This window comes from Salipiger bermudensis HTCC2601, from assembly GCF_000153725.1.
GTDB classification, from domain to species: Bacteria; Pseudomonadota; Alphaproteobacteria; order Rhodobacterales; family Rhodobacteraceae; genus Salipiger; species Salipiger bermudensis.
In genome coordinates, this window is the sequence record NZ_DS022276.1 from 2,424,844 (window position 1) to 2,435,617 (window position 10,774).

Annotated in this window: 10 protein-coding genes and 1 tRNA gene; 7 read left to right on the forward strand and 4 right to left on the reverse strand. The window is 67.7% G+C overall.

The genetic code is table 11. From position 1 onward, the window contains the following. The coding region (locus tag R2601_RS25485; protein ID WP_007798374.1) for a hypothetical protein at window positions 1–1,245 on the forward strand (1,245 nt) is incomplete at its 5' end. A 155-nt stretch (window positions 1,246–1,400) separates the two neighbouring features. Continuing rightward, a tRNA-Leu gene (locus R2601_RS11580) sits at window positions 1,401–1,487 on the forward strand. A 406-nt stretch (window positions 1,488–1,893) separates the two neighbouring features. On the opposite strand, the gene R2601_RS11585 is transcribed toward R2601_RS11580, so the two are convergent. Continuing rightward, window positions 1,894–3,687, reverse strand: a complete 1,794-nt coding sequence (locus R2601_RS11585) for a hypothetical protein (protein WP_007798377.1) — start codon at window positions 3,685–3,687, stop codon at window positions 1,894–1,896. 111 nt (window positions 3,688–3,798) lie between these two features. Between R2601_RS11585 and R2601_RS11590 the strand changes: the two genes are divergently transcribed. After that, on the forward strand, window positions 3,799–4,269 hold the full coding sequence (locus R2601_RS11590; RefSeq protein WP_007798379.1) for a GtrA family protein: 471 nt from the start codon (window positions 3,799–3,801) through the stop codon (window positions 4,267–4,269). A 22-nt stretch (window positions 4,270–4,291) separates the two neighbouring features. On the opposite strand, the gene R2601_RS11595 is transcribed toward R2601_RS11590, so the two are convergent. The 3 genes from R2601_RS11595 to R2601_RS11605 all read right to left on the reverse strand — a co-directional run bounded on the left by R2601_RS11595 (window position 4,292) and on the right by R2601_RS11605 (window position 7,945). Next, window positions 4,292–5,320, reverse strand: a complete 1,029-nt coding sequence (locus R2601_RS11595) for a glycosyltransferase family 2 protein (protein WP_007798381.1) — start codon at window positions 5,318–5,320, stop codon at window positions 4,292–4,294. 173 nt (window positions 5,321–5,493) lie between these two features. Then, entirely contained in the window at window positions 5,494–6,636 is a 1,143-nt protein-coding gene (locus tag R2601_RS11600; protein WP_007798383.1) for a M24 family metallopeptidase, read from the reverse strand. An 82-nt stretch (window positions 6,637–6,718) separates the two neighbouring features. Then, window positions 6,719–7,945 (reverse strand): multidrug effflux MFS transporter, encoded by a 1,227-nt coding sequence (locus tag R2601_RS11605; RefSeq protein ID WP_007798386.1) that lies wholly within the window; start codon window positions 7,943–7,945, stop codon window positions 6,719–6,721. Between the two features lie 176 nt (window positions 7,946–8,121). Between R2601_RS11605 and R2601_RS11610 the strand changes: the two genes are divergently transcribed. From R2601_RS11610 to R2601_RS26990, 4 genes are all read left to right on the forward strand, one after another. Beyond that, complete coding sequence (locus tag R2601_RS11610; RefSeq protein WP_007798391.1) at window positions 8,122–9,654, forward strand: acyl-CoA carboxylase subunit beta; 1,533 nt, start codon at window positions 8,122–8,124, stop codon at window positions 9,652–9,654. 26 nt (window positions 9,655–9,680) lie between these two features. Then, complete coding sequence (locus R2601_RS11615) at window positions 9,681–10,019, forward strand: hypothetical protein (RefSeq protein ID WP_007798393.1); 339 nt, start codon at window positions 9,681–9,683, stop codon at window positions 10,017–10,019. Then, on the forward strand, window positions 10,016–10,408 hold the full coding sequence (locus R2601_RS11620; protein WP_007798396.1) for a DUF6497 family protein: 393 nt from the start codon (window positions 10,016–10,018) through the stop codon (window positions 10,406–10,408). The genes R2601_RS11615 and R2601_RS11620 overlap by 4 nt, the downstream gene beginning before the upstream one ends. A gap of 214 nt (window positions 10,409–10,622) precedes the next feature. Then, complete coding sequence (locus R2601_RS26990) at window positions 10,623–10,760, forward strand: hypothetical protein (RefSeq protein WP_007798398.1); 138 nt, start codon at window positions 10,623–10,625, stop codon at window positions 10,758–10,760. Window positions 10,761–10,774: the final 14 nt, after the last annotated feature.

Sequence of the window (10,774 nt, forward strand, 5' to 3'; positions counted from 1 at the left end):
GGGCTGCTCGTGGCCTATCGCGACGAGCAGATGAATGGCGGCGGGCGCAGTGCGACCTCCTCGATCGGCGGCCACTACGGCCTGCCCAGCGTCGTCGCCGCCGCCGTGAACGAGATCGCCAAGAGCTCGGACCCGACCGCCGAGCAGCTGGTGCAGCGCAGCGGTTTCATCCAGCTTTCGGACATCAACGGCGATGGCCAGACCGACTATATCGTCGACACCTCGGTCACCGGCTCGGCCTTCTGGTGCAGCGCCCAGAGCTGCATGGTGCGGGTCTTCGCCTCGACCCCGGACGGCTACGAGCGGAACGACTTCCAGGCCTTCAACGTGACGCCGGCGATGTTCACCTGCACCCGCGGCACCTGCTCGAAGACAGAGGGCAGCGGCACGATGGCCGCGGTGGCGCCCGCCGTGCCGGTGCCACAGGGGATCCGTCCGGCGCCGGGCACGCAGATGGCCGCCGCCCCGGTGCCGTCGGCGGTTCCTGCAGTGCCCGCCACGACCGCGGCCGTCAACGCAAGCCCGGCTCTGCCCAACTTCTTCGGTGGCGACAGCAGCCCGACCGAGGCCTCGCTGGCCTCGCATTGCAACACCGTCAGCCTCGTGACCTCCACGAATGGCGGCTACATCACCGCCGAGACGCTGACCGACGCCGGCGCAGCGATGGCAGAGCAGCTCTGCCTCGCGCGGACCTATGCGATTTCGGCCGGCGAGACGCTGATGGGGCAGGTGCAGGGCGCCAGCCAGCAGCAGATCGCCGATCAGTGCGCCACCTTCGGGGCGCTGCTGAAGGAGCAGGTCGCGTCGGTCTCGCTGCAGCCGCGCGATCAGGTGCTGCAAAGCGTGGGGCAGTTCGTACTCTCCACCGGCATGTCCCCGGCGCAGCTCGAGAAGACGGCGCAGATCTGCCTCGCCTCCGGCTACAAGTCCGATGACATGGGCACCGCCATGGGTGCGGCGCTGATGCTGGTGGCGCTGGGCAAGGGCCCTTACGCCGAGCTGATGGGCCACCACCTGAGCCAGGGCTTCGGCGCCACCCAGCGCGAGGATCTCGCGGTCGGGTGGTACGATCAGGCGCTGACCTCGCTCGACGGCGGTGCCACACCGGTCTTCGGCCCCGGCCAGCCCGAGCGTGCCGGGCTGCTGCGCAAGGCGTCGATGATGCTGGGTGGCAATGCGTCGGCAGGCGACAGTGCCCCGGAAGTCACCCAGGCGGGCCTTCCGGTGTTCAGCATCTCCGAGTGATCGGGCTCCGATAACCCATGGTGTCGCGGCGGGTTCGAAACGGCCCGCCGCGCTGCGTTTGAGGGGGTGCGCGAAAAAATCTGCGCGCGGATGCATTTCCCTCTTTTCATCCCCTGCAGGCTTTTGTAGAGAGCCCCTCACCAAGTCAGGACAGTGCGGTCGTGGCGGAATTGGTAGACGCGCAGCGTTGAGGTCGCTGTGGGGTAACTCCCGTGGAAGTTCGAGTCTTCTCGACCGCACCATTCTCTCCGAACATCGGTGAGTGAGCCTTCGGGCAAACCGGCCCTCCGGCCTTGCCGGGGTCCGCCCTGTCTGGGTTTCCCCATTTCTCAACCTGTCGCGCCTTGGCGCGTAAGATGTTGTCCGTCGCTTTGGCTTGCGCTGGTCGCTGGTGCCATGCGCATGGCTTCGCGCCCCTCGGGCGCAAAGCTGAATCTCGGGAAAGTGGCTTGAAGATCAATCGGTTATGGGCTAGCGCTTGCCGGCCGCGACACATCCCAGTTGGCGTTCACGATATTCATCGCGGCGACCATGCAGATGGCTGAAGCCTCAACACCGCCGGGCATGTCGATCCTCGGAGCCTGCAAACCGACCCCCCAAAGGCTGGACCACTGACGGTATCGCCCCGGCATCCGCGACAAGCCGGGCTCAGTTCACCTTGTAGATGCGCAGGGCGCTTTCGCTGTCACCGGTCGGAATCGCTGTCAGGAAGCCGGGCACCGCGCCGCCTTCCAGCGCGTGGCCGAAGCCGTCGAAGCCCGCATTGGCGAGGGTGGTCAGCTCCGGATCGCCGGGACAGACCAGCATGTAGTCGATGCCATGCCTGACGAGCGCGGCCTGTGCGGCCTCGGGCGTTGCGGCGAGCGTGATTTCGAGCTGCGCGCGCATCCCGTCCTGATTGCGATGATAGGGCGCCGAGAGCGTGCGGTGGCCGCTGTGCAGGAGCACGTGGGTGCCGAAGTTCGACGGCGCCGACACCACGCCCTTCGGCAGCGCGGCGAGCGCGGCCATGGCGCCGGGTGTGAAGCAGGCCTGCGCGTCATGATCCGGCGCGGCGGGGGCCGCGTTGGCGGGGCGGGCGACATGGTCCGCCAGCGTCTCGGCGCCGGTGACGAGCTGTACCCAGCTCATCGGGAGGGCGAGCAGCGCGCAGGCCAGCGCCGCGAGGCCGCGGCTGGTGCCGCGCCCGTCGCGCCAGGCACGGTGCAGCTCTGCCGTGGTGACGCCCAGCACCGGGGCCGAGAGCGCGGTGAGCACGAAGACGCCGCGCAGCTGGTAGCTGCCGATGGCCAAGGCAGAGCTGAGCAGCACGCCGATCAGAAGCCAGGCGCCGCTGCGTTTGCGCCACGCGTGGGACAGCGCCAGCCCGAACGCCGCGAGGCCGAGCAGGTAATAGCCGAAGAGGAACGGCTCGGCATCGGTCGCGATTAGGTCCGCAAGGCTGCGGGCCTCGCGCACGAAGGCCATCCAGCGGGCATCGAGATAGGGGTCGAGCGCACCGTAGGGCTCCGACAGGCAGGCGGGCGTGGCGGCAAGCGTCAGGGCACCGACGGCGGCGAAGAGGCCAAGGAGCACGCCGGCGCGGGTCTTGAGGGGGCGGTCGGAGACACATGCCGCCGCCAGTGCCATCGCGCCCACACCAAGCGCGACCGGCAGCGCGAGGTCGATCGAGAAGGCGTCGCAATAGCCGCCCAGATAGGCCGAGGCCGGGGCGAGGGCGGGGAAGAGCAGCGCCAGTCCGCCGACCGCGCCGAGCGCGAAGCGCAGCACCGGGCCGCGCTCCGCGACACCGTTGGCCAGCCAGAACCCTGCCATGCCGAAGGTGCAGAGCGCCAGCAGCGGCAGGGTTTCGACTCCGATGGCAAGGCTTGCGGCCAGCGCCAGCCCCGCAATCACCGGCAGCACGCGGCGGTCGATCACGCCCCAGAGCAGCAGCAGGAGCAGCGCGACCTGTACGTTGTGATGGTCGATGGCACCCGGCAGGAAGCGGGCATCGCCCCAGAACATGCCGGCGACCAGTGCCCCGGAGACCGGGCCCGCGACTGCGCCGCCAAGGGCGGTGCCGATCCGGGTCACCAGCGCGATCACGGCGGCAAGCATCAGCAGGGGCCAGATCGTGATGGCGAGGATCTCGGCCTGAAGGCGATCGGTGAACAGGTCGAAAAACAGCACCAGTCCGGCGATGGGGGTGTCGATCAGCCGCGACCAGTGCATCTCGAACCCGCCCTCGAGCCCGAGCCGGCTCTGGGTCAGGTCGAACCAGCCCTGACCGGCGAGCAGGTCGCGAACGCTTACCAGCCGCATCGCGGAGTCGTTGCCGAGCGCGTAGAGCAGCTCGGAGGCGGCGGGCGCCCGGGCCAGCGTCACGAACGCGACATAGGCAAAGGCGATGAGGGGCAGCCAGCGGAGGAGCGGGCTGTGCGTGTCGGTCTGCTGGGTCATTCTGACGGCTCTGACGGTTCTGACTCGTTAACGGGGTGATGCGCCGGGGGCAGCGCGGCAAACGCTCGTGGCGGGGTCGCCACAGCGGCCGGGGCGCGGGGCGCTCCGGCCTTGATCGAAGCGGGCAGGGCGGCGCATATCGGTGCCATCCGCAACCGCGAGGTGCCCGTGTCCGAGCGCTCCCGACAGACGGCCGCCGGCGAGCGGCGGCGCCATCTCGGTGGCTTTGCGCTGGCCGGGCTGGCCGGGTTCGGCATCGATGCGGGCGTGCTCTCGGCGCTGCTGGGGCTGGGCTTGTCGCCCGGGCTGGCGCGGGTGCCGTCCTTCGTGGCGGCGGTGCTCACGACCTGGGCGATCAACCGGACCATGACCTTCCGCACCTCGACCCGTGCCTCGCTGGGTGAGTTCCTGCGCTACATCCTCGCCATGGGGCTGGGTCTCGCGATCAACTACGCCACCTTCCTGCTGGCGCTGCGTCTGAGCGAGGCCGCCGCCGCGCAGCCGGTGCTGGCGCTGGTGCCCGCGACCGCTGCCGGCATGGTGGTGAACTTCCTCAGCTCGCGCCATATTCTTCACCGCTGACCGCATCGCCCCGCGACCTGCCTCAGCTGTGCGGGCCGGGGATCTGCAGGTACGTCATGTAGCGCGCCTCGCGGCGGCCGCGAGCCACGGTCTCGAGGATCACCGCGCAGACCAGCGACAGCGCCGCCAGCCCGATGCCCGAGAGCGACACGAAGAGCGAGGGGAAGCGCGCGACCAGGCCGGTGTCGAGGAACTCGCTCAGGACCGACAGGAACACCGCGGCCGAGGGCAGGAAGAGCAGCGCCGCGACCGCCGAGAAGAACTGCATGGGCTTTTCTTCCTTCACCAGCAGGCCGATCATCTTGAGGATGCGGAAGCCGTCGGACCAGGTCGAGAGCTTGGAGGTCGAGTTCTCGGGGCGGGCGTAGTAGGGCGTCTCGATTTCGTCGGCGGGCATGCGCAGCTGCAAGGTGTGCACGGTCAGCTCGGTCTCGATCTCGAAGCCCTGCGACAGGGCGGGGAAGCTCTTGACGAAGCGGCGGCTGAACACGCGGTAGCCCGAGAGCATGTCGTCGAACTGGCGGCTGAACAGGCGGCGCACCAGACCGGTGAGGAGGCGGTTGCCGAACTTGTGGCCGGCGCGGTAGGCGGCCTCGTCGGTGCTGCGGCGCGCGCCGTTGACCATGTCGAGCCCGCCTTCGCAAAGCCGCGCGATCATCGCCGGCGCGCTGGGCGCGTCGTAGGTCGCATCGCCATCGGCCATGACGTAGACGTCGGCCTCGACGTCGGCGAACATGCGGCGCACCACGTTGCCCTTGCCCTTGCGGGGCTCGCGGCGGACGACGGCGCCGGCCTCGCGGGCGATCTCGGCGGTGTTGTCGGTGGAGTTGTTGTCGTAGACGTAGATCTCGGCGCGGGGCAGGGCGGCGCGGAACTGGCGCACGGTCTGTCCGATCGCCGCAGCCTCGTTGTAGCAGGGCAGGATCACGGCCACCCGCGGTTCGCCCATCGGCTGGCGGTCCTCGCGGAGCGCAGGCTCGAGCAGGTCGAGCCCGCCGCGCAGGTCGCCGTCCATCAGGTCGCTGTCAAACGGTGTTGCGTAATCTCTCATCCGGCTGCCCCGCCTCAATCCTTGTAAACCCACTGCCGCGCTCCGGCCCGGGAGGCGGTCGCGGTCTGGCAACGTGGATAGACAGGCATTCGGGCGCCACTTGGCTCAGATTGTGGCGGTTTCGGCGCAATTTGCCGACGTCCCGGAGCCCGGCCCGGCTAGCGGATCATGGGTCAGTCGATCACCGGGATCTCGCGCGGGGCCAGGGGGGAGAGCCACTCGGCTCCGTTCTCACCAATCACAATATTCTCCTCGTGCACGAGCATCAGGCCCGGTCCAAGGGGCAGCCACGGCTCGAGCGACATCACCATGCCGGGGCGCAGCACGGTGTTGTCGGCGGGAATCAGCGAGGGCCACTCGGTGAGCCGCATCCCAAGGCCATGACCGACGCGCCCGCCGGGATCCTGCCCAAGCGCGCCTACGATGGTGCGGTGCAGGTCGGCACAAGTGGCGCCGGGGCGGGCGGCCTCGAAGCCGGCGAGAGCGGCGTCGTGCAGGCGGCGGTGGGCGTCCTGCACCTCGGGCGTGGCATGGCCGACCGCCCAGTTGCGGTCGTAATCGCAGAAATAGCCCTGCCGCACCGCGCCGGTGTCGAGCATCAGCACGTCTCCGGGCGCGAGCGGGCGGTCGTCGGCTGGCGAAATGACATCGCCATAGCCTCCCCGTGCCGCGCCGCCGGCGAGGTAGCTCACCCAGTCGGCGCCCTCCTCGAGAAGCAGCATCTGGAAGCGGCGGAACACCTGCGCCAGCGTGACACCGGGAGTGAGCAGTTCGGGCAGCCTTGCATAGGCGCGGCCGGCGATGGCGCAGGTTTCGCGGATCAGCGCGATCTCGGCGGGGGATTTGACCTCCTGCTGCGTCCGCAACAGGGCCGAGACATCGTGGCGCGGGCGGTCTCCGATCAGGGCGCAAAGCCTGTCCCAGTCGGCGGGCGGCATGCGCAGCGCGGTCTCGCGACCCAGCGGCACGCCAAGGCGCGCGCCGTCCGGGACCAGCTCGCGGATCGTCTCGGCCAAGAGCGTGACGCCGTCGTCGTCGTAGTCGGGGGAGGTCCACGTGCGAATGTCACTGAGCCAGCTCTGCGCCATCAGCTCGGCGCCGATGGCGGGGATCACCGCGACCGGTTTGCCGCTGGCCGGGACGAGCAGGAACCACGGCCGGGTGTGGCTCTCCCAGAAGCGAGTAAGGAATCCGGTGAAATAGCGCAGATCCGGCTCGCTGGTGAGCAGCATCGCAGCGATGCCCTCGCGCGCCATGGCCGCCTGCGCGGTGGCGCAGCGGGCCTCGAATTCGGAACGGGGGAAGGGCTGGGGCAAGATCGGTCTCCGCCGGGGCGTCCGGCGGATAATCGGTGCGCAGGGCGGGGCCGTCAAACCCCGTTCCGCGAAAGGCGCAGTCTCAGAGCGTGCCGAGCCCCGCGAGGCGTTTTTCGCGGCGCAGCACCAGCAGGATCGACACGATCGAGGCGACGCCGGTCAGGAACATCAGCCAAAGCAGCGGCCAGGCGCCCGTGCCCGGCTGCAGAAGGGCGCCGGCGAGCGCCGAGAGCGCCGCGCCGCCGCCGATCATGATCGCGCCCGAGAGTCCCGAGGCGGTGCCCGCGAGGTGCGGCCGTACCGACAACGCGCCGGCGGTTGCGTTGGGAATGGTCATGCCGTTGCCGAGGCCCACGAAGGTCATGAAGCCGAAGAAGGTCCACTCGGACTGGAAGCCCGCCGCGAAGACCAGCAGCGCCATGCCGAGGCCGGAGGCGTTGAGGATGCAGCCCCAGAAGATCATCTTGTTGATGCCGACCCGGGCCGACAGCTTGCCCGACAGCCCGTTGCCGGCGAAATAGCCCACCGCCGGTGCGCCGAAGAAGAAGCCGAGCGCGGCGGGCGACAGGCCGAACACCTCGGTGCCGACGAAGGGCGCGCCGCCGAGATAGGCGAAGAAGGCGCCCGAGGAGAAGGCGCAGGTCAGCGCGTAGCCCCAGAAGCGCGGGCTCTGGAACAGCTCGGGATATTCCCGGAACTGCTGCCCCAGCGAGAGGCCACGCGAGACCGAGGTTTCGCCGAGGTCGCGCCAGCTCATCCACAGGATGCCCGCGCCGAGCAGGAACAGCATCCAGAAGGTCGACTGCCAGCCGAAGATCTCGTCGAGCACGCCGCCGATCACCGGGCCGATCATCGGCACCACCGCGACGCCCATCGTCACGTAGCCGATCATCGAGGCGGCCTGGTCCTGCGGGACCATGTCGCGCACCACCGCGCGGCTCAGCACCATCGCCGTGACGATCACCGCCTGACACATCCGGAAGGCGAGGAAGACGGTGATGTTGGGGGCGAAGATGCAGCCCAGCGTCGCCAGCAGGAACAGCGCGACGCCCCAGAGAATCACCGGACGGCGCCCGAACTTGTCGGAAATCGGCCCGATCACGATCTGAAGTGCCGCGTTGACCGCGAGATAGATTGCAACCGAGAGCTGCATAACGCGGTATTCGGTTTCGAAGTGCGCCGTCATCTTGGGCAGCGACGGCAGGAAGACGTTCATCGCCAGCGCCGAGAGCCCCGCGAGCAGGATCAGTGTGACAATATGTGGCGGTGTGGTTTGATCCAGGAACCGGACCTTGGGCGGATTTTCCATGTACGGATGGGTAGGACCGAAACGGGGCCTTGTCCATTCGGGAACGATTTGCTGGCGCGTGTTTTGCAGTTATGCAATTTGCGCAAAAGGGGCTTTCCCGCCTTTGCAAATTTGCCGAATTTGACTTGAGCGAGCATCGGGCCTCTGTATGGTCTCGGCAAAGGAAAGGGACGGCCATGAAAGACATTCTGCACGAACTGGAAGAGCGGCGCGCCGGCGCCCGGATCGGCGGTGGTCAGAAGCGCATCGACGCCCAGCACGCCAAGGGCAAGCTGACCGCGCGCGAGCGCATCGAGCTGCTGCTCGACGAGGACAGCTTTGAGGAATACGACATGTTCGTCGCTCATCGCTGCACCGATTTCGGCATGGAGAAGAACCGTCCCTATGGCGACGGCGTGGTCACCGGCTGGGGCACGATCAACGGCCGCATGGTCTATGTGTTCAGCCAGGATTTCACCGTTCTGGGCGGCTCTGTCTCGGCCACCCACGCGCAGAAGATCTGCAAGATCATGGACATGGCGATGCAGAACGGCGCGCCGGTCATCGGCCTGAACGACTCGGGCGGGGCCCGCATTCAGGAAGGTGTCGACAGCCTTGCCGGCTATGCCGAGATCTTCCAGCGCAACATCGAGGCCTCCGGCGTGATCCCGCAGATCTCGGTCATCATGGGGCCCTGTGCCGGCGGCGCGGTCTACTCGCCCGCCATGACCGACTTCATCTTCATGGTGAAGGACACCTCCTACATGTTCGTCACCGGCCCCGACGTGGTGAAGACCGTGACCAACGAGGTGGTGACCGCCGAGGAGCTTGGCGGCGCCTCGACCCACACCAAGAAGAGCTCGGTCGCCGATGGCGCCTTCGAGAATGACGTCGAGGCACTGGCGGAAGTGCGCCGCCTCGTCGACTTCCTGCCGCTCAACAACCGCCAGAAGCCGCCGGTGCGGCCGTTCTTCGACGATGTGGCGCGGGTGGAAGGCTCGCTCGACACCATCATCCCGGAAAACGCCAACCAGCCCTACGACATGAAGGAGCTGATCCTGAAGGTCGCGGACGAGGGCGATTTCTACGAGATTCAGGAAGAGCACGCCAAGAACATCATCACCGGCTTCATCCGGCTCGAAGGGCAGACCGTGGGCGTGGTTGCGAACCAGCCGATGGTGCTCGCCGGCTGCCTCGACATCGACAGCTCGAAGAAGGCTGCGCGCTTCGTGCGCTTCTGTGACTGCTTCGAGATCCCGATCCTGACCTTCGTCGACGTGCCGGGCTTCCTGCCGGGCACCGGGCAGGAATACGGCGGCGTCATCAAGCACGGCGCCAAGCTGCTCTTCGCGTATGGCGAGGCGACGGTGCCGAAGGTGACCGTGATCACCCGCAAGGCCTATGGCGGCGCCTATGACGTGATGAGCTCCAAGCACCTGCGCGGTGACGTGAATTACGCCTGGCCCACAGCCGAGATCGCGGTGATGGGCGCCAAGGGGGCGACCGAGATCATCCACCGCGCCGACCTTGGCGATCCCGAGAAGATCGCCAAGCACACCGCGGATTACGAGGATCGCTTCGCCAACCCATTCGTGGCGGCGGAACGCGGCTTCATCGACGAGGTGATCCAGCCGCGCTCGACCCGCCGCCGGGTCAGCCGTGCCTTCGCCATGCTGCGCAACAAGACGCTCAGCAACCCGTGGAAGAAGCACGACAATATCCCGCTCTGAGCAGCGTGCCTTGGGGGAGGGGAGCCATGCGCCGCAAGGGCTGGCATACGCATGAGACCGAGGGTGAGCTGATCCTCGCCCGTCGCTGGCCAGCGCGTTTCGACCTGAGTGTCGAGACGCGGCTGCCGCCGGTTGGCCGCAAGGCCCGGCTGGCGCATCAGGTGCGCCAGGATCTCTGGCGTGCGCTGCAATCCCTGCGTGGCTTCTCGCCCTGCGTTTCGGTGCGCGAGGTCGACGGCGCGACCCTGCTGCGCGCCGGCGGCCAGCTCGACACGTCCGCGCCGCGCGCCCTCGCCGAGGCGCGGCTCGCTGCGGTCCTGCACGACGATGACAACCGTCGCCGCTGGGTGAGGTGGTCGAGATGAGTGCCTGGGCCGCGCTTGTGCTGTTTTCCGCCTCGTCCCTGCCGGCCATGGGCGATGCCGTCGCCGTGCCATCGGGCATGCCCGTGACGTTTCACGACATGATCTGGGACGAGCCTGTCGGGGCGGGGCTGGTCTACCGCTTCCGCTTCGTTGCCCCCGAGATCGGCGGCGATGCGCCGCGCCCGTTCTCCGAGGTGTCGGGGGACATGGACCTGCTGTGCCAGGACTACGCGCTGCCGAGGCTCTCCGAGCTTGGCCCGCGTCCGTCACGCGTGATGATCTCGCTGATGGCGGCTCCCGTCGAATTCGGCGTGGCGAGCCCCGACGTCATCCAATATTTCGAGGCTTACTCGGTCAGCGACGACCGCTGCATCTGGGAGGCTTTCTGATGCTCCCACAATATCTTGCAGGCAGAAGCTTAGATCCGCTCATCTATGAGGCTTTCGAGCCACAAATCGACCTATGCGCGCATGTTCGATATTGTCCCGCAAAACTTTGGGCTATGTTGGGGATTGATTGCACCCAAGCAATCGAAACCTCGGAACGAGGACGGGCAGGGCCGAAGGCTCATGTCGGTTCCGTAGAATGTGACAGGAGAATAAGATGTCCAAGAGCATCAAAGTGCTTGCAATGCTTGGTCTGTTCGGTCTCGCCGCGTGCGGCCAGCAGGAAGAAGAGTTCGTTGTCGTCGATCCGGAGCCGATCACGACCGAGCCCGTCTACACCGGCAAGTACAAGTAAGACTATTGGGCGGC

What these genes read in the sequence shown, in the direction of transcription:
- R2601_RS26990 (WP_007798398.1), top strand. Translation starts at nt 10,623, where the DNA reads ATGTCCAAGAGCATCAAAGTGCTTGCAATGCTTGGTCTGTTCGGTCTC.
- R2601_RS11605 (WP_007798386.1), bottom strand. Translation starts at nt 7,945, where the DNA reads ATGGAAAATCCGCCCAAGGTCCGGTTCCTGGATCAAACCACACCGCCA.
- R2601_RS11595 (WP_007798381.1), bottom strand. Translation starts at nt 5,320, where the DNA reads ATGAGAGATTACGCAACACCGTTTGACAGCGACCTGATGGACGGCGAC.
- R2601_RS11585 (WP_007798377.1), bottom strand. Translation starts at nt 3,687, where the DNA reads ATGACCCAGCAGACCGACACGCACAGCCCGCTCCTCCGCTGGCTGCCC.
- R2601_RS11620 (WP_007798396.1), top strand. Translation starts at nt 10,016, where the DNA reads ATGAGTGCCTGGGCCGCGCTTGTGCTGTTTTCCGCCTCGTCCCTGCCG.
- R2601_RS11615 (WP_007798393.1), top strand. Translation starts at nt 9,681, where the DNA reads ATGCGCCGCAAGGGCTGGCATACGCATGAGACCGAGGGTGAGCTGATC.
- R2601_RS11610 (WP_007798391.1), top strand. Translation starts at nt 8,122, where the DNA reads ATGAAAGACATTCTGCACGAACTGGAAGAGCGGCGCGCCGGCGCCCGG.